This window comes from Mesorhizobium sp. NBSH29 (assembly GCF_015500055.1).
Lineage (GTDB): Bacteria > Pseudomonadota > Alphaproteobacteria > Rhizobiales > Rhizobiaceae > Neomesorhizobium.
Genome location: NZ_CP045492.1, coordinates 103,472 through 121,714, shown reverse-complemented (window position 1 = coordinate 121,714; position 18,243 = coordinate 103,472). Strand labels below are relative to the sequence as shown.

General features: G+C 56.4%; 21 protein-coding genes. All 21 read right to left on the bottom strand.

Features of this window, described 5'->3' with window-relative positions:
* Window positions 1-11 precede the first annotated feature (11 nt).
* A complete protein-coding gene (locus GA830_RS00625; RefSeq protein ID WP_195163236.1) occupies window positions 12-293 on the bottom strand; it encodes an SCP2 sterol-binding domain-containing protein in 282 nt (93 codons plus the stop codon).
* Between the two features lie 136 nt (window positions 294-429).
* On the bottom strand, window positions 430-966 hold the full coding sequence (locus GA830_RS00620) for a hypothetical protein (protein WP_195163235.1): 537 nt from the start codon (window positions 964-966) through the stop codon (window positions 430-432).
* Window positions 963-1,385 (bottom strand): hypothetical protein, encoded by a 423-nt coding sequence (locus GA830_RS00615; protein WP_195163234.1) that lies wholly within the window; start codon window positions 1,383-1,385, stop codon window positions 963-965. The genes GA830_RS00620 and GA830_RS00615 overlap by 4 nt, the downstream gene beginning before the upstream one ends.
* A gap of 7 nt (window positions 1,386-1,392) precedes the next feature.
* Entirely contained in the window at window positions 1,393-1,932 is a 540-nt protein-coding gene (locus GA830_RS00610; RefSeq protein WP_195163233.1) for a rod-binding protein, read from the bottom strand.
* 53 nt (window positions 1,933-1,985) lie between these two features.
* Complete coding sequence (locus GA830_RS00605) at window positions 1,986-2,375, bottom strand: hypothetical protein (RefSeq protein ID WP_195163232.1); 390 nt, start codon at window positions 2,373-2,375, stop codon at window positions 1,986-1,988.
* 2 nt (window positions 2,376-2,377) lie between these two features.
* Window positions 2,378-3,130 (bottom strand): flagellar biosynthetic protein FliR, encoded by a 753-nt coding sequence (fliR, locus tag GA830_RS00600; RefSeq protein WP_195163231.1) that lies wholly within the window; start codon window positions 3,128-3,130, stop codon window positions 2,378-2,380.
* On the bottom strand, window positions 3,127-5,220 hold the full coding sequence (gene flhA / locus GA830_RS00595; protein WP_195163230.1) for a flagellar biosynthesis protein FlhA: 2,094 nt from the start codon (window positions 5,218-5,220) through the stop codon (window positions 3,127-3,129). The genes fliR and flhA overlap by 4 nt, the downstream gene beginning before the upstream one ends.
* A 105-nt stretch (window positions 5,221-5,325) precedes the next feature.
* Window positions 5,326-5,592 (bottom strand): flagellar biosynthesis protein FliQ, encoded by a 267-nt coding sequence (gene fliQ, locus GA830_RS00590; RefSeq protein ID WP_195163229.1) that lies wholly within the window; start codon window positions 5,590-5,592, stop codon window positions 5,326-5,328.
* A complete protein-coding gene (gene flgD, locus GA830_RS00585; RefSeq protein ID WP_195163228.1) occupies window positions 5,589-6,005 on the bottom strand; it encodes a flagellar hook assembly protein FlgD in 417 nt (138 codons plus the stop codon). The genes fliQ and flgD overlap by 4 nt, the downstream gene beginning before the upstream one ends.
* A 5-nt stretch (window positions 6,006-6,010) precedes the next feature.
* Window positions 6,011-6,448, bottom strand: a complete 438-nt coding sequence (flbT, locus tag GA830_RS00580; protein WP_195163227.1) for a flagellar biosynthesis repressor FlbT — start codon at window positions 6,446-6,448, stop codon at window positions 6,011-6,013.
* Window positions 6,445-6,792 (bottom strand): flagellar biosynthesis regulator FlaF, encoded by a 348-nt coding sequence (flaF, locus tag GA830_RS00575; RefSeq protein WP_195163226.1) that lies wholly within the window; start codon window positions 6,790-6,792, stop codon window positions 6,445-6,447. Before flaF ends, flbT begins: the two co-directional genes overlap by 4 nt.
* 23 nt (window positions 6,793-6,815) lie before the next feature.
* Window positions 6,816-7,865, bottom strand: a complete 1,050-nt coding sequence (locus tag GA830_RS00570; RefSeq protein ID WP_195163225.1) for a flagellar hook-associated family protein — start codon at window positions 7,863-7,865, stop codon at window positions 6,816-6,818.
* A 4-nt stretch (window positions 7,866-7,869) separates the two neighbouring features.
* Entirely contained in the window at window positions 7,870-9,330 is a 1,461-nt protein-coding gene (gene flgK / locus GA830_RS00565; RefSeq protein WP_195163224.1) for a flagellar hook-associated protein FlgK, read from the bottom strand.
* A 38-nt stretch (window positions 9,331-9,368) separates the two neighbouring features.
* Window positions 9,369-10,622 carry a flagellar hook protein FlgE gene (locus tag GA830_RS00560; protein ID WP_195163223.1) on the bottom strand — a complete coding sequence of 418 codons (1,254 nt, stop codon included), beginning with the start codon at window positions 10,620-10,622 and terminating at the stop codon, window positions 9,369-9,371.
* Between the two features lie 100 nt (window positions 10,623-10,722).
* Window positions 10,723-11,394 (bottom strand): response regulator transcription factor, encoded by a 672-nt coding sequence (locus tag GA830_RS00555; RefSeq protein ID WP_195163222.1) that lies wholly within the window; start codon window positions 11,392-11,394, stop codon window positions 10,723-10,725.
* 170 nt (window positions 11,395-11,564) lie between these two features.
* Entirely contained in the window at window positions 11,565-12,155 is a 591-nt protein-coding gene (locus GA830_RS00550; protein ID WP_195163221.1) for a transglycosylase SLT domain-containing protein, read from the bottom strand.
* A complete protein-coding gene (gene fliK / locus GA830_RS00545; RefSeq protein WP_195163220.1) occupies window positions 12,085-13,476 on the bottom strand; it encodes a flagellar hook-length control protein FliK in 1,392 nt (463 codons plus the stop codon). The genes GA830_RS00550 and fliK overlap by 71 nt, the downstream gene beginning before the upstream one ends.
* A complete protein-coding gene (locus GA830_RS00540) occupies window positions 13,473-14,630 on the bottom strand; it encodes a chemotaxis protein MotC (protein ID WP_258045512.1) in 1,158 nt (385 codons plus the stop codon). Before GA830_RS00540 ends, fliK begins: the two co-directional genes overlap by 4 nt.
* 83 nt (window positions 14,631-14,713) lie before the next feature.
* On the bottom strand, window positions 14,714-15,949 hold the full coding sequence (locus GA830_RS00535) for a MotB family protein (RefSeq protein WP_195163218.1): 1,236 nt from the start codon (window positions 15,947-15,949) through the stop codon (window positions 14,714-14,716).
* The gene (locus GA830_RS00530; protein WP_195163217.1) at window positions 15,946-16,575 is read right to left on the bottom strand and encodes a hypothetical protein; all 630 of its coding nucleotides are present in this window, start codon (window positions 16,573-16,575) and stop codon (window positions 15,946-15,948) included. Before GA830_RS00530 ends, GA830_RS00535 begins: the two co-directional genes overlap by 4 nt.
* Complete coding sequence (gene fliF, locus GA830_RS00525; protein ID WP_195163216.1) at window positions 16,575-18,197, bottom strand: flagellar basal-body MS-ring/collar protein FliF; 1,623 nt, start codon at window positions 18,195-18,197, stop codon at window positions 16,575-16,577. Before fliF ends, GA830_RS00530 begins: the two co-directional genes overlap by 1 nt.
* Window positions 18,198-18,243 lie beyond the last annotated feature (46 nt).

Below are 18,243 nucleotides of genomic sequence, written 5' to 3'. Positions count from 1 at the left end.
TCAAGATCTGATCAGACGAGTTTGCTCAGCGACATTGCAACGCTCATGTCGCCCTCAACTTTGATCTTGCCGCTCATGAAAGCCATTGTCGGGTTCAAATCGCCGGCGAGCAAGGATTCGAAATCGTCCATAGACAGTTTCACCGTGCAGTCGGTCGGCGCTTCTGTGGTTGAAATCGTCGTGCCATCAATGACGATAACGCCATCTGGGCCGGTATCGAATTTAACGGATCTTTCGAAACCGGAAGCTTCTACTTTCGCCTTCATCTGGTTGGCGATGTCCTGAATAGACATGATATACCTCGTTCGCTGATGGTGAGCGGGCCTCAAAAGCCGCGTTGGTGGGAACCCCAGCCAAGCCGAATTCACGACCAGGCGGTTCCCCAAACCATAAGGGACGATTTACGTTTACGTCAACGTGATTTGAAGCTCAGTGTGCTTTTTTGGCGGGTAGCGGACCGGTACTGCGGGCGTTGTCAGCAGCCTTCTGCTGGCGCTCGGTATTATCGCGGATGTCGGCTTTGGACAGGTAGTCCAGTTGTTCCACAATCACTTCATGTACCAAGGTGTCGCCAACGCGTTTGTTCAAGCTGTCCTTGATGCCCGTCTTGAAGACATCCATGTCGAGCATGTCGGCGGCAGAAAAATCGATTCCCGGATGCGAGAAAAGATAGGTGTAGACCTCGTCGACGATGAGTGACTGTGCGGGGATCGACAGTTTTTTCATCTTTTCTGGATCGACCGTGTAGACGAGCCGAGCGATGAAATAGCCGTTGATGGCGTTGTCCTTGACCACGGGGACCGAAATGACATCGGTCTTTACGTAATCGAGGCCGCCAAAATAGGCCGGCTCGACGCCTGCCTCGGCTCCTGCCTCGGGTCTGGCTGCAGACGACTGAAACGAATAGACCATAGCGCCGATGGTGACGGCGCAAATCCAGATCGCCGCGACGAGGAATTTTATCATCCGGCACCGCCGAATTGTCCGGCGGAGTAGGTACCGTCAGTTTCCGAGGCGCGGATCGCGTCTTGCAGCAGGGCTGCAACTTCGCCGACGGCGCTCAAATGCGCTTTGATAGCGGCTTCGTTGGCTGCTAGCTTGTCATGCAGGCGGATGATGCCATCGCGGTGAACGGCAAGATCGGATGCATCGCCGAACCCCTTCATGGCGCGGGTGAGTTCGTAGAGGTATCGGCTCTTGCGGGCGTTTGACGCTTTTACGTCAAAATTCACATCTGTGTTGATGGACGCCGTTTCGTCGTCGACAGCCTCCTCGATGCGCCCGATGATCGAGGAGAGCGAAGCTGGACGAAACTGAACCAAGGCGGCGTCGACCGGTGCGCGCGCCGGTGCGTTTTGCAGCGTGGAAAGCGAATAATCTGACATGGAATGCCTATTTCTTCATGCTGGCTGATGCATCCTCGGCGAGTGAGGCGGCGAGTTTGCGTTGCATTTCCTGAACAAGTGCCGTCGAGAGCATATTCTGGCGGTCGCTTTCGGCCTTTTGCGGTCCGGATGAGATGTCGCTGAGAGCGACTGTCATCTCGCCATTCCGGTAGTGGTCTTTGAGGAGGCTTTTGGCGATACCGATGCCACCACGTTCGGCAATGACATCGCCTAGCTGCTGGGCAAGCAAGGATTGCCACATATCACCAGCCATACCTTTGCCGTAAACTGCCTCGGTTTGTTTTGGCAACATTTCCTGAACGAATGTTTGCAGCACCATGGCTTCGAACTTGACGAAGGTTTTGGGAACGGCCGCGTTTGCGTTGCCTGAGGTACCGCGCATATTGCCGGCGTCGAAGGACGCCGAAGCCGATGAATACGGTGCTCCACCGCGCCGTAGCAGTGCGGCACGCGCTTCCTCGATGCTGGCAGGTGCTGCCGCTCGGGCAACATCAAGCACGATATCGCTGGGTGGGGAAATTGCCACGGAAGCCCTTTCTTGGTCTCGGCGGATTATTGCCGATCAATCTTGCGGCAGCCTTACGTGGGATTCTTCATGGATTTGCGCTGGACAAGCTCCAGACGCTCCAGCTCGGCGCGGTCGCGTTCGTCGCTTCGGCGAACTTCTCGCCATGCGCGCTCCACCATTTTTGTGCGCGCGGTCGCCGTTGCCACGCGCCCAGCCTCCGCGCGCGCGCTGGCGAGCTCGGCTTGTTGGCGGTTCAGGGCTTCGGAGATTTTTCGGGTATAAAGCTCGGGAAACAGGCTGGCCAAAGAGCCCTCCGAATCCGATCGCTCGGCAAGGTCGCGCGCCTCAGCTTCGGCACGTGTGGCTGCGGCCAGAAACGATGCATGGCGCGTTTCATGCAGGGCCTTCAACTGTTCCTGCACTTTCACCAGTTTTTTCAGGCGTTGGGTGCGTGTTGTCATGTCTACCTTCCCAACGTGGTGGCAAGAAAGCCGTCGGCAAATAGGCTCAGTAGGGTCGGCGCTGCAAAATAGAGCAAGATGAGCCCACCAGCGATGACGAAGGGAAGCGAGATGAAGTAGACCGGAATTTGCGGTGTCAGCTTGTTGACGAAGCCGATCGCGAGGTTGACCAGGATGGCGTAGGCGATGAAGGGGCTGCCCAGACGCAGCATCATCAGAAAAGCTTCCGACAGAGTGTCCGTAATGTCCACCAAGGCAGCCTGAGCGTTAAAGAAGCCGTTCAAAGGAGCCACCTGATAAGATTCGACCAAAGCCTTGATAACCTCATGATGGAAGTCGAAGACGAACAGGAGCAGTAGCGCCGAGAATGATATCATGGTGGCGAGTGGCGCCTGTGGTTCGCTGTCGTCAATACCCGGCGCCAGCGCTCCGCCAAAGCCGATCATCATAGCGATGCCTGCGCCTATGAATTGTAGCGCCAGAACATAAATACGTGTGACCAAGCCGATCATTGCACCAATTAGGACTTCTGACACGATTGTGGGCAGGAGAATGCCCGGCTGCTTGCTGGCGAAGGGCAGGATCTGGTCCCACAGGTGGATAAGCAACGCACCAGTAGCCGCGACTGCGATGAACAGCCGGACCTGAACCGGAACGCGAACGCTTGAAAGCCCCGGCATCAGCATGAAGCAGCCGCCGATGCGGCAAAAGGCAATGAACGCCGCAAGCACATAGCTTTCGGCGATGGCATTCATGAGATGGTGCCGAGCACACTTATCTCAACGCCCTTGGCGATTTCCACATGGCTCAGCACCGGCAGGGTGGGGAACAGGCGCTCTATGATCATGCGCACATAAGGCCGCGCGTCGGGTGCGGTGACAAGAACGAAGCGCTCGCCAGCATCGAGATGCGTGCGGATGGCCTTTGCCGCTTCCTGACCAAATTCTTCTAGCTGGCGCGGATCAATGTCGAACTCGCGGATTTCACCTTTGCCATCACGTTTAAGGCTCTGATGGAAGGCGAGGTCCCACCGGTTGCCGAGGCGGAGGACCTTGAGCACGCCGCCGTCCGACAGGTCACCGCAAATTTGCTGCGCCATACGGATGCGCACATGCTCAACGATCTGCTCGGTGCGCCGGATATGTGGAGCGATTTCGGCGATTGCTTCGATGATCAAATGGAGATTGCGGATGGAAACGCGCTCAGCGAGCAACAGTTTCAGCACTGCCTGCAGGCCGGGATACGAAAGATGCGTTGTGCAGATTTCGTCGGCGAGCTTGCGGTATTCAGGGTCCTGCCGTTCGAGAAGCGCCTTCATATCCTTGTAAGACAAAAGTTGCGGCAGGTTATTGCGGATCACCTCGGACAGGTGTGTGAGCAGCACTGACATGTTGTCAGCATAGGTAAACTGTTCGCGTTTGAGGTCCTCGGCAAACATCTCTGGTACGGAATAGGCTCGCATGCCGAATGCTGGTTCGCGCACTTCTTCGCCTGGAATATCGGGCGCGTCACGGCTGCCCAGCAGAACCATCACCTCGCCAACGCGCATCTGGTGCTCGGAAACTACGGTGCCATGGACCTTAATCTGATAGCTTTTACTGCCAATATTGAAATCGTCGGTAAGGCGCACTTCCGGAACCACGAAGCCATATTGGGTAGCGAACTTCTTGCGCATCTTGCTCATGCGAAACGCCAGTTCCTGGTGCGCTATGATGAGCCGGGCTGAAAGCTGTTTGCCGATGAGAAGTTCGATTTCAGCAGTCCGCAGCGAAGATTTGACCGAGTTCTTTTCTTCCTCGTCCTTGGTAGCCTGCGTCTGCTTTTCTGCCTCCACCGCCTCCGCGACGCGACGGTTCTGGCGCATCGGAATGATGTAGCCGATTGCCGACATCATCATTGCGAGCGCCATAAATGGAAAGAAGGGCAGGCCAGGCATTACAGCCAGAACAACGAGCAGGAGTGCTGCTACATAAAGCGCACGCGGGTAGGCACCAAGCTGCCCGAATATTGCCTGGTCGGCTGAACCGCGGGTGCCGCCTTTGGAAACCAGCAGGCCCGCAGCCAGTGAAACGATGAGCGCCGGGATCTGGGTGACCAGACCATCTCCAACCGAGAGCTTGACGAAGACATCAGCTGCTTCGCCCATAGTCATGTCATGGCGGAAATAACCAATGATGATGCCGCCAAAGATGTTGATGGCGGTGATCATCAGTCCGGCGATGGCATCGCCACGGACGAATTTGGATGCGCCATCCATGGAACCGAAGAAAGAGCTTTCTTCTTCCAGTTCGCGGCGGCGGTGCTGAGCCTGCTTGTCGTCGATCATACCGGCTGAAAGGTCAGCATCGATTGACATCTGCTTGCCGGGAATGGCGTCGAGGGTAAAGCGCGCTCCGACCTCGGCAATCCGCGTTGCGCCCTTGGTTATGACGATGAAGTTAACGATGACCAAGATGAAAAAGACAATGAGTCCAATGACGAAATCGCCACTCATAACGAGTTTGGCAAAGCCACCGATAACATTGCCGGCAGCCGTGGTACCCTCATTGCCGTGCGAGAGAATTACCCGTGTTGTCGCGATGTTAAGCGACAACCGCAGCATTGTTGCAATCAGCAAGATTGTTGGAAACGAGGAGAAGTCGAGCGGGCGCTGGATCCACAGCGCTACCATCAGGATCAGCACGGAAAGCGCGATTGAAAACGCTAGGCCGATGTCGATCAGAAAGGGCGGAATGGGAAGGAACAACACCGACAGGATGCCGATGATGCCGATTGCAAACCCCACATCACGGCCATGGCGCGTGCCAGGATTGACGCCTGCTGTCAGGGTTTCTGGAATCGCCATTCACACAATGCTTTCTCACGCCGGAAAGCGTTTCGTCGCTATCCGGTTCGGCGGACGATAAACATCCAAGCTTGTGCGAGGGTGATATGGAACGGGTCGCTAGCGTTAGAAGCCAGTCTCAATCCGCTCGAATATGACGTTGGTAAAGGCGGAGATCTGGGCGCCCATGAACGGCCCGGTGAAGGCGACGACCAGTAGGATGGCGACGATTTTGGGCACGAAAGTAAGCGTGATTTCCTGAATTTGGGTCAGTGCCTGAATGAGTGCAATTATGATGCCGACGAGCATGGCAGCCGCGACCGCTGGGCCTGCGGCTGTCAGTACGGTCCAAATAGCATATTGGACGATGTCCAGCGCGTCGGCCTCGTTCATAGATTGGCTGAGCGGATCGACACACCTGGCGTGATGGGAACTTCCTTTCCGCCAGCGAGGATGGCAACGATGCCGTCTGCCTTGAGTTTCACTTCCATCACAGTGCCAGACATTTTGCCATCGGCTGAGGTTATGTCGCGGCCAATCAGAGCGTCGGCCTGAGCTAGTGACGAGGCCTGCAGGATCTGGTCGAGCTTCCGGTTGACCTGAACCGATTGTTCAACCTGCGAAAACGTGGCGAGCTGAGCGACGTAATCGGTCGATTCCATCGGACTGGTAGGGTCTTGGTTTTTCATTTCGGCAACCAAGAGTTTAAGAAACGAATCGTAGTCGACTGAGGTCTTGGACTTCTGGTCAGTCGCGTTCACACCTACCGGAAGTGGCTTCTGGAATGAAATGTTTGGAACGTTCATGAGATTTATTCTCCTACCGCAATTGCATAGGGCGGCTGATAGTTTTCGGCGCTTTTGGCAAGAACTGCTTCTTCGATGCGATAAAGCGTGCGGATCGATTTCAATGCTTCAAAAACCTGACCCTCGCTGACCAGCCTGTCGACATCTTTCAACGACGCTCGGATCTGGTGGTCATTAAAGCTGGCCAGAAGCAGCGGTAGCGATTTGCGGAACATGGCGCGCGCGCTGTCGGCGTCACCGGGGTTCATCAGCATCACCTGAACGATGAAGTAAAGCTGGCGGAGCGGCGTGTCGGCGTCTTCGGGCTGCAGAACATGGTTTTCCAGCAGAAACTGCACATCGTTGAGAAATTCGAGCGACACCTTCCGGTCCGCCCGGATGACAGCCCCGTTGACGTATACTTTCTCGTTTGGTTTCAGCGTGATTTTCAGCGTGTTTTTCATTGGATGCCATCGCGAATGATCTGTGACACTTCAATCAGACCCTCGAAGTTATTGGAGCGCCCCTGGCGTACTTCCTCGCATTCACGCAGAAGCCAAAGGGCGATCGAGATGAGATTGGCGCGCAGTTCAGTTGGGAATTCATTGTCGGAGCTTCCGAGGTCTTCGACGAACGCTGTCCAGACCTTGTTCATGAAATGCACCGCCTCGATGGCCTGCATGGAGTCTGGCCCCACTTCGCGCGCAGCGATCAGAAGGTCGATGGATCGGGTCAGCAACTGTCGCTCGCGATCGCGTGCGTCAGCGACGGAGTCGGTCTGAATGTCGGCATATGAAAACTGGTACATGTCGGTTCCGCTGTTTGGCGCCGTCAGGGCAGGAATTTGAGCAGGCTCAGTTGCCGAATACGCGCTGTAAGCGCGTAGGAAGTTTCGATCTGGGTCAGCAAGGTGGAAACACGGTTGGAGGTCTCGTAGGGGTCCACGCCTTCCATGTCTAGAATGTTGCGCTTGAACAGATTGACCTGCATTTCAATGCGGTCACTGGCGTTCTTTACTCGGTTCTCGGCAATGCCGGCTTGCGACTGTTCGGTAGAGAGATTGGCGATGGCTTCGCCAACCAGACCCAGGGAGCGACCGATGATCGCCTTCTTGGCAGCGTCTGACATTTCGGCGGTAAAGAGGGCGCTGATTGATGCCGCAGCCATCGCAAGCTTGCGGACGCCAGCATTGTTGGCGCTGACAGAAGTGTCGGCGGTCTCATTGAGTGCAATTCGGCTTACGATCTTCTGATCTGTGGCATTGGACCAGGATCCCTGCCAGCCGGCGCCGAGAAATTGCGGCTCGACTACGGTTGTCAGAAAATTGTCCATCTGAGCAGTGGTGATGCCGCCGGCCAACGGATCGGACTGGGTGAAGCCGAAATGCCCCTGGAAGGCGGTATTGAACGCTGCCTTGGCAATTGATCCCGGTGCGCTGAAATCGTCGAGCGGCTTAACATCCGTATTGATGCCGGCGAAAAGATACTCACCGTTGAGGCTGGTATTAATGATCGACGTGAGGGCGTTCAACGTGCCCTTGGCGTCGGTCAGTGTGACTGTCGAGCCGGCATCGCCGGATGTGCTTGCTGTCAGGGTGCCGAGGAAAGATTGGGCCGCGCTGGCGATCTGGGAAAGGGAATTCTGGGTGGCTGAAAGGCGCGATTTCACCAAACCGTTGGAATCGATGATGCCCTGGAGACGGTCGAGGTCACGATTTAAAGAAACCGCCTGACCTGTGCGGGTGCCAAGTGCCAGACCAGTGTCGGCTACGCGCCCCGTGGAGACTTCCTTCTGACCCTTTACCAGATCTGCCTGCAAGCGACCGATCTGGTAACGCATCGCGTTGGAGACGGCGGAAGATGAGACGAAGGAAGCTTTCATGAAGCTATCTCACCGCTGCCAAGAGCGCAGAGAGCATGTCGTCGACCGCCTTCATCAGACGCGCTGAAGCTTGGTAGGAGTGTTCCAAGTCAAGAAGCAGGGACATTTCGTAATCGATGTTCACACCGGTTTCGTTGGAAAGCGCTTCGGCTGTGTGCATCAGCATGGCACTCTTGGTGTTAGCAGCGCTAGACGCTTCTTTGCGGAGACCTTCAAGCCAGCTGATGGAGTTGGTGGAGTAGGTCCCGATGGTCGCATTGCTGCCGATTGCGGCTGCGGGATCGAAGGTCATTGGCGTGTCGAGCTTGCCACCGAAGGAGATCAGCAGTTCGGAATAGGAAGCGCCACCGGTGGTATTCCAAACATAGGCTGCTCCATTGGCGCCGCCATCGCGCAACAGTTCAGGATTGCCAGCCTGAGAACTGTCCATCGCCGCATTAACAGTGATTGATCCCCCAAGCCCGTTTACGAGCGCGCCGGCAGCCGGGACGGCTGGAGCGCCAGGCCAGGTAAAGAGGCCGGCCATAGGCGACTGGACACCCGAAGGATCGGATTCAGCAAAAGCGGTAACCAGACCGCGCGCGATCTCATCAAGCTGCCGCTGCATTGTCGGAGCAACAGTGTCGCGCAACTGGATAAGCCCGGCGATATCACCAGCCGCGTCGGTGTTGGCGCCATTGCCGCCAGCGATCCGGACGCCGTCGACGTACACACCGTTGCCGGTCGAGCCCGCGGAATATCCGGCGAGCGGCTGGAAGGTGACCGTTCGCGGCACCGCTTCGTAAAGCATGGCGCCGTCCTTGGACATAACGACCATGTCGTTGTCGCCGCGCGTGACGGTTGAGACGGGGACGTGTTCGGAGATTTTCTTTAGAAGTGAATCGCGCTTGTCGAGGGATTCCGAGACGTCGCGACCGGCGCGCGTTCCGGCGACGACTTCCTTGTTTGCATCATGAAACTGGGCGAGTAACTGGTTGAGGTCTGCGACAGACGCGGCGATCTGCTGATCAGCCTGCGTGCGAAAAGTCTGGAGCGCTTCAGAACCGTCGTTTAGCCCGCGGACAACCTGTCGTGCTGCCTCAATGGCGTTTTCTGCCAATGTACGGTTTGAAGGCGTTGAGGAATAGAGATGCAAAGCCTCCTGCAATTTACCAATGAGGGTTGCAGGGGACGAAGCGCTGTCGACGCCATTGACCGACGTCTTGAGCGTATCCAGTCCCGCAAGCAGCGTGCTTTGACCCTGCCAAGAGGATGTCGCTGCTAGATTGCGACGAAAGAGCTGATCGTTGACGGCTCGCTGAATCTCGACAACGCGTGCGCCCGGCGCGGAAGACGAAACGACCGCGATGCGCCGTGAGTAGTCCGGGTTCGACGCATCGGCGATGTTGCGCGAGACGACACTTGTCTGCCGCGATGTGTTCAACAACGCCGATTGTGCGATACTCAGGGCTGATGTCAGCGACATTGTTTAACTTTCCCGGGCTGACTCATTCAACTGACGGCCTACCTTTTGAGGTTGACGAGAATGTCCATGAGATCGGCACCGGTCTGGAACACTTTCGAATTGGCGGTGTAGGTGCGCTGGGACTCGATCATATTGGTGAGTTCCTCAGCGATATCGACATTGGAGTTTTCGAGCGCACCCGAAACTACAGAGCCCATTCCGCCTTCATTGGCAAAGCCGACCCGGATGGAACCGGAGTCACTGCTTTGCGAGAAGACGTTGCCGGGCAGAACCGCCAATTGGTCGGGGCTTTGAACGGTGGCGATAGGGATGCGATAGAGCGCCTTGAACGAGCCGTTTTCGTATTGCGCGTAAATGGTGCCGTCGCCGCTTATCTCGATTTTGTCGATGCCGCTTGGCGCGTTGCCGTTCACCTTGGGCTCCAGAACCGTATAAGTGGTTGCAAGCTGTGTCGTCTTGCTGAGATCGAGGCTCATAGATGCGCCGCCTGGGACAGGGATCGTCAAGGTGCCGCCGCCAGTCAACTGGCCGGTAGTCGGGTCGAATGTCATAGCCTGGGTCGAAAGTGCTGCACCGGTGTAAGGGAATGATGTTGACGGCGCCGCGTCGGCCTGGTTGTAAACGGCGACTTCCCAGCTATTGGCAGCGGTCTTGGTGAAATAGATATCCAGAATGACCTCACCGCCGAGATTATCGTAGACGACGAGTGACGATTTGGCTGAATGGGTGGCAGAAGCCGCGTTGGAAGACGGCAGGTCGGCAGCCGGCACAATAGGTGCATTTGACGGCAGATTTGCCGTGAACACGCCGTTGGTTGATGCGGTGGCCGTGAGTTCGTTCTGCGATATCTTTACAGCCTCAAGACCGCCAAAACCGTTGGCTACAGCGCTGGGCGTGCCATTGGCGAAGTTATAACCCATCAGGTAAAAGCCGGCGGCGTTGACTAGGCGTCCCTGCGCATCCGGAACGAACGAGCCTGCCCGAGTAAGGAACGGCGAACCACTCGGGTTCTGGACGACGAAGAAGCCGTCGCCGTTGACGGCAAGGTCGCTCGACGATGTGGTATAGCGCAGGTCGCCCTGCTGTGATGTCGAATAGCGGATGTCTGTGGTGACGCCGCCCGATGTGTAGTTCCCGGTAGAATTCGGGATGATCAGCGAGGAAAACTCAGTGCTGGCGCGCTTGTAGCCGGTGGTGCCGGAATTCGCGATGTTATCTGCGGTGGTCGACAGGCGGTTGGCCTGCGCATTCATACCGGATACGCCGGTGCGCATCATTCCATACAAGCTCATCGAAAAATCTCCTCAGGCCCCTTGCGCCAGATCATGAGGGTAGATGTTTTGACTTGCGCGAGGCTGATCTTTGAGCAGACGGCATGGCCGTGCGTCTTCATCAGATGATGAGCCGATAACCGAGAAACCTTTTGGAATCGATGGGATCGAAGCCGATCTTTTCGCGCAGTTTTTTGCGCAGCTTGGAAATGTGGCTCTCAACTACATTCTCTTCGACTTCTTCGTCGAAAATGCCATAGATCGCGTTGAATACCTGCGTCTTGGTGACCCGTCGCCCGCTGTTGTTCGCTAAATATTCGAGGATCCGACGTTCGCGGCGGGGAAGAGGTAGCGGCTCGCCGTTGATCTCGGGGTCGCGGCCATCCATGAAGATTGACATCGCCCCGACCTTGACGAACGGAGCTTCCTCTTGCGAGGCACGCCGACGGATGGCTGCAATGCGCGCCAGGATCTCGCGGATGTGAACAGGTTTGCGAATGACGTCGTCGACGCCGGACTCAAATAGCCGCAGAGTGTTTTCAAGGGTGTGCTGTTCGCTCAACGCAATCACCGGTGCCCGGGTGCGGTCACGCAGCCGATTGGGTGATACAATATCGCTTAAGCATTCGCCAATCAGGAAGGCACGAACCGACCTCAGATCATCGTCAGCGACGCTCGTTACCCATTCACCGAATTCGCTCGTATCGAAGCTTGCACTTGCAACCCCTTCACGATCAAAAAGTGAACAATAACCTTCTTTAACGAGCTCACGCTCATCCACGATCACAATCATCGGCCCGCCCCCGAATCAGTCCAATTTATAAGGTGACGAAGGGGTAACCTTTGGGCCGAATCAGGAGCAATTGCGATTTCTTGTAGCTTGTTTCTTGGGAGTCTAGAAAAAGCCATAATGCCTTTCCTTAGCAAAGCAAATTCATGGTGAGCGGGTTACCGGCTGTACAGCTATTGGTTGCAGAACGCCCTCGCGTTGGGCGTCCAGTTGCCAAAACCTGTGGCCACCATGTTGGTGATGACCTGGCACACGTAGCGCTTCTGCGCCGGGTCATTGTTGGGGCCGGCATGATATCGGGCGACGGCCATCGACCAGCTTTCGTGCTTGCCCTTCAGTGTGATCAGAAATCGCGCCGCATAGTCGACGTTCCGACGCGGATCGAGCATATCGGCGACGTTGCGAAAGTGTTGGGAATGGAAGTGGTGGTTGATCTGCATGCAACCGAGATCAATGAATTTAGCACCGTTACGCTTAGCCTCTTCGAAAGTTGAAACTGCCTCGCGCGGAGAGCGGGCAAAGACGGGTTTACCGTCTATATTCAACGCATTAGGTTGCAAACTGCCTTTGTTTCCAGTCTCCGTAAGACCTACGGCGTAAAGGATACCGACCGGCACGCTATAGCGATCCGCAGCACGCAAGATCTCGCGCTCGCAGGGGTTGGCTGCAGCATTGGCGCTGAGTGGAGGCGTGCTAAATATAGAGGTCGCGAGAAGCCCGATCGCGGGAAGATGCGCCAGAATTTTCACCCATTTTGGTTTCATTTCCACCTCCTGAACTATTACCACGAGCACCGGATTGTTCCCTGTCGCCGGCTGAGCTGCCCGCAAATCCAGATGTGAGGTCGCGTTGCGAGGAGGTCGCGGTGTCTGATCTGACAGCCTGGCTGCCCGGTTGTAGAGGCTGGATCGACACTTTGTCGATGTCGTATCCGAGGGCGCGGAGCGACTTCAGGATGGTTTCGGAATCGCTCGACAAACGGTGATGAGCTTCGGCGGTCTCAGCGGTCAACTCAACCGAAAGTTGATCTCCTGCGATGCGTAGTTCTGCGGTTACCATCCCCAGCTCAACAGGAGTGAGTTGTATTTTTATCTTTGTCAATGCTACAGGTTGTGACGGGGCATGGGTTGTTGGTGTGGCAGAGGCTGTATGAGCCTGGGCTTTCCAACTTGGATCGGTGGTCAACATGTCAAGGAATGCCGCCGTAGTGGTGGCAGGCGAAGATGCTGCGGGTGCAGGCAAAGTCTGGGTCGCGACCACTGTAACCTTTGAGGTGGCTGGCTGGCCGTCTTCGTCGGGCTGCCGCTTTTCTTGGTTGGCGATCCGCGGACTGTGGGAACTATCGATGGGAGTAGTGCGGTCGCCTGGAAGCGGAGCGGCTGCCAGGCCAGATGTTGTCGTAGGGGATGCGGTCGGGGCGGCATTAATTCCCTTACGGCTTTCCATTTTTGCCGGTTTCTCAGCCGCCGCAGCGCGCTGCTTTTCTGGTGCGGCAGTCATTGCTGCAGTGACTTGCGTACGATGATGCTCGCTTGCTCTCATCAGGGACGGCGCTGCCGGTGGCGAAATCACCGCCTCGGATTTACCGCTGAGAGCTGCCAGTTCGGCGGAATCTCCTTTGGCGGGGAGGGCCCTTGCCGCTGCTTGGCCGGGCGGATGAGGTAGTAGTTTCTCTCTCGTCGGGGCCGTTGCTACCAACGCCAGACCTTTGTCTTCTACCGCGATTTCTTCCGGCCTTTTTTGGGGGCTGTAGGGAACTCGCCAATCGATATCGGTGGCCCTTATGGGTCGGCTGTGCATAGACGGATCAGGGTGGTGCTCTACCTCTTCCGCTGCTCCGGCCGGATCGACGGAACTTATTTCCGCCGCCGTCTGAGGATCCCAATTGGATAAATATGCTTCGCCTGTAAGCTGCTGCCTGTCGGCGTTCTCCTTCGTTGTGGTGCGCCGCGTTGCGACGGCGCTCTTTTCGCCGGCCTTGACCAGATCTCCGAAGACATTTGCTCCTTTATCATCCCCGCGACGTTGATTGCTGCCTCCCACGGAAGTGAGTGCTAGACCTGCCTGGGCTAATAAAGGGGTCATTCTGCGGATGCTCCGAGAAGTTTATCAACGGCATCAAGTTTGGCTCGCGCAGCTTGTGCGGTAGTGGTGGCTGCATCGACCGGAGCATTCTGATATGGTGGCGAAGGACTCGTCGCGACGACATGCGTCGCCGATGGTGGTATACGTGGCGACAATTCTTCAGAGACGGTGGCGGCCTCAACCCTTTCGGGCATCAGAGCTTTTGGCGCCGCAACTGGCTGGGCGATCATTTCGAAGGCGACGGCCTGCGCGGCGTCAAGCAAACGCCTGTCATTCTCAGATAGACGTTCGCGATCAATGCCCCGCAACCGTGTCAGCACTTCGCCATTTTCGGTGCCGGTGATTGCGGCAAGGCTGGAATAGAGTTCAGCCCTCGGGTCAGCTTCCGTATCCGCTTTCTGGGAAGCGGCTTCGATACGCTCGGAAGCGAAAGCGGAAAGTGTGGTGTAACCATCGATCGCGCCTCGCCTAGCGATGCGAAGATAGATGAATTTCTGCTGCTCTGGTTCCATGGCAGAAATGATCTTTCGAACAGCCGATAGGTCCGCGGTTACGTGTAATGTAACGACGCCGTCAACAAAGCCATCTGCAAACTGGCTGGCATAGGGGGAGTTGAGGAAGCGACGAACATACTGGCTGGATAGTGTCAGAAATCTTTCCGCGTCGGACAGTGAAACGGCAAGACTGAGTGAACGCCGCAGGGCAGCCTCCTCAATCAGGGTGCCAGGTCCTAGCAAACGGGCCTGGTCAAATAATCTCGAGGCAGAAACGGCATCTTCGTTGGTAGCTACCGACGCTTTGACGAGTGCCAGAAACGCGCCAAGTTCAGGCACTTCGGCCATCGGGTTGACGTCATTGAGCGCGGTGCGGGCTTCACCTGGCTTGCCACGAAGGTAGTTCAGAACGCCCTCCGCCACTTTCCTATCTGCGGGCTCCGGCGGGAGCCTGCGAAGCACACCCTCGATGGTGGCTGGATTGCCACCGCTCATGGCGTAGATGAGCATGGCGCGAAAGTTCCGCTTGTCGGAAAAGTCCTGCGGATTCGACTGACGTAGACGTCCATCGATCATTTCTAGGAGCTTAGTCTGCATCGGCAGTGCAGCGTGGTCCCCCGATGCAATCTTATCCTGCAGAAGCTGTAAAGAACGTACCATTTGATACGGCTGCAGAGGCACAGAGCTTGCAGCAACAGGTTTAACAACGGCGGCAAGCGCGACAAGGCCAACGACTGCGGCTCTCATTCGGCCGGCTCAAGAACAATTTCGATGCGACGATTATGGGCGTCGAACGGATCACCCGCTACCTTGAGTTCGCGATCAGCATAGCCTGCCACTTCTTTGATGCGTGCCTCGTCGAGGCCGCCTCTTACCAACATATAGTACGCAGAATGAGCGCGCGCCGTGGATAGCCGCCAGTTATCATAGTTCTCGCTGTGAAATTGTCGGCCATCTGTATGGCCGCTGATGGTGATCTTGCCGGGTTTGTTGCTTAAAGTGCGGCTGATCTTTTCCATAGCAAGCACCAGCTCACGATGTGGCACTGCCGATCCTATTTCGAACATGCCGAAGTCGAGCTGGTCGGTCACGGAAATTGTTACTCCCTTATCAGTCACGGTTACTGACAAGCCATCATACAGTTTGTCGCCGGGCTCGAAGGCTTGCGCAAGTTCCTGTTTGATAGCCGCAGCAGCTTCCTTTGTGGCGGCATCCGGCTCAATATTCTTTTTGCCTGATGGGGCCCCCGACTTTTCAGCTGCTGGGTCATGGGCCAATACGGTTTCCAGCGGCGAATGATCTTTTGGGGCGTCGCCGGGCTTTCCTTCGATGTGCGCGGCGGAGTTTGGCTCCTCAGCGGAAACCGCTTCTGCAGGCGCTTTTGTCTGTAAGGTGTCGATCTGTTGCGACCAGAAATCGGGTGCAAATGGGTCGCGGAAGGAGGTTCCACCTGAGGCACCCGTTGCCGGGCCAGCATCTTGTGCGCCGCCTTCGCCCTTGCTGCTGACATTTTGCCTTGTGCTGGTATCTGCGGCGATTTCGGCAAGAACTGCGTACGGATCGGCAAACAGATGTTTGTCGGAATGCTCTTCGGTTGGGGACTGGTCGGAGGAATTCTGAGCTTCAGTTGGTCCCGAACTGGAATTTCCCTGAACCCCTGCTTTCCCTTCTGTTTGGTCGGTGGACTTGGAGGATGAGCCGAGGGAACTGGGCCCTTCATTGATTTCATCCAAGCCCTTGCCACCGGAACTGCGGTCTACAAGTTTTACAGGATTGAAGTAGCTAGCGACCGAAGCCTTGGTCTGATCATTGGCAGCATTTATCAACCACATCACAAGAAAGAAGCACATCATCGCCGTCATGAAATCGGCAAATGCGATCTTCCAGACACCACCGTGGTGAGCCTCGTCATGGTCCCCCATGTGTCGGCGCACAATAATGATCTCCTGCCTGTGTTCGTCTGGCGAATGGAGTGTCATGACAAGGCACCTGCAAGAGCTTCCGACCACTCAGAAAGTCTCGTTTCAACAACGTTGCCATCAATCGCGACGGTTAGGTCAAAGCCTGGAGATTCAACGTAAGTGACGCTAGGCGAGCGATCGCCCAATGAGTCCGCGAGGGTTTCAAACAGCGATTGCGGACCACGCACCTGGATGCGAACAGCCTCATTGTCGCGTATCGCATCGCGGATGGTCGCTGCCAGCTTTTCAAGGCTGCGTTTTCGCAAATCATCCGTAAGGATGCCGCCCAAGATGCGAGCCGCCAGCGATGTCGCCAACTCGCCGATAGCGGTTTCCATCTCGGCCAGACGCACGGCGATAACTGTGCCCGAACTGGCCCCAAATTCCTTGGCAATGCGTTCAAGTTCGTGCGCGTGACTGTCGCGCTCCGCCTGCAGTGTCGCCTCGTAGATCGCTGTCAGGCGGTCGGTGACATCGGCCTCCGCCTTGATAACTGCGGTCGAGACCAGGCTCTCGACGTTGAGAGGGGGAGATGTCAGAGTATTATCGTCGAACCGCCTGTCCAGCTCACGCGAGACCGCGTTTGTTCTATTATTGAGTGACGCAAAATCCGTCAGGAAATCGGCAAGTTGTGGAGAACCCATCAGGCTGCTGCTTCCTGGGCTGCCCATTTGCGCAGGATGTGAGCGGTACGCTCCTCGTTAAGGTCAACCATACGGGCTAGTCGCTCCTGCGGCGCGGGCCGAATTTTGCTGCGTAGATCATCCAGCGAGTTGGACTGATTTCCCGGCAGTGCGCCTATTCCTGCTTGCGCCGGGTCGGGAGTAGGCAAGGAGCGCTGCACGTCTTCGAAGCTTTGTGCAGGAGCGGCGGCAGGTTTGGCCAAAGCGGCGGCGAGGGGCTTGAGACCGAACCAGGCGACAAGGAAGACAACTACGATAAACGCCAAGGCGTTTATGATAGTGCCCATCTGGCGCCCGGCTGCATCCATAAATCCAGGGGCCTCGATTACTTCACCATCTAAGCCATCGATAAATTCGACAGACGACACATTGATCACGTCGCCACGCGTTTCACTAAAGCCGGTGGCTGATGCGACCATCTTCTGGATATCGACGACCCGGGCATCAATTTGCTCCTGAGTGGCATCCTTGCCAAGTATCGCGACAAGCCGTTCCCGGTTCACGACGACTGCAATCGACATTTTCTCAACGGTATACCCGTTGCTGGTGGTTGCGATACGCTTGGAATTGAGCTCGTAGTTCGTCGTTTCTTCCTTGCGCTCGCTTTTTTCCGAAGATTCGGGACCGGCAGTCGTTGCAGTTGTCGGGTTTGGCAAGTTTTGCTCGACGGTTGCCGGTGATGCAGTGGAGCGCTGGCTGGTATCAGCATTGGACCTCACTACTTGGACTGAACGTTCGACCCGAGATTCCGGATCGAAGATTGTTTCCTCGGTTTGCCGCTGGTCGGTGTTGACGTCGGCCTTTACGCTGGCACGGAAATTGTCGGGGCCAAGATAGGGTGCCAGCGCGCGGCGGATGTTTTCCTCGAACTGAGCTTCCACCGTGCGTTCAACTGTGAGCGATCGGTTGGCGGTGGTATTGGTAGGATCATCACCTGAGGCCAGAAGTGTGCCATTGGAATCGAGTACCGTAACCTTGTCGGCACTCAGACCTGGGACGGCGGCTGCCACCAAATGCCGAATCGACATGGCGTTTCGCGTTGCGTCCATACCGGATGCGCGGATGACTACCGAAGCAGACGGTTGCTGTTCGTCGCGGCGGAAACTGGCGCGCTCTGACAGGACTATATGGACGCGCGCTGCGCGGATTCCTGCAATGGACTGAATGGTGCGGGCAATTTCGCCTTCCAACGCACGTACGCGTGTTATCTGCTGCATAAAGGAGGTCAGCCCGAGCGAGCCTACATTGTCGAACAGCTCATAGCCTGCATTTGCACTGGTGGGCAGGCCCTTCTCGGCAAGCAACATTCTGGCCTGCGCTGTCTTGCCGGCGGCGACCAATACCGAGGTTCCATCCGAATCCACATCAAAGCCAATTCCCGCCTCTCCGAGAACCAGCCCTATCTGGTTCACGTCGGAGCGCTCGAGACCGACATAGAGCGTCTCATAGGCTGGCTTATTGAGATAGACCGATCCTAGCCCGATAATAGTGAAAACGAGTGTGGCGACAGCGGCAAGGATTCCCAACCGTCTCGGCCCGAAATCCTTGAGATTGGCAATGATGTTCTGAACTTGCTCCGGCACGGACGCACTACCCCCTGACAAGGACTGCCAGCGTGAAAACTAGACC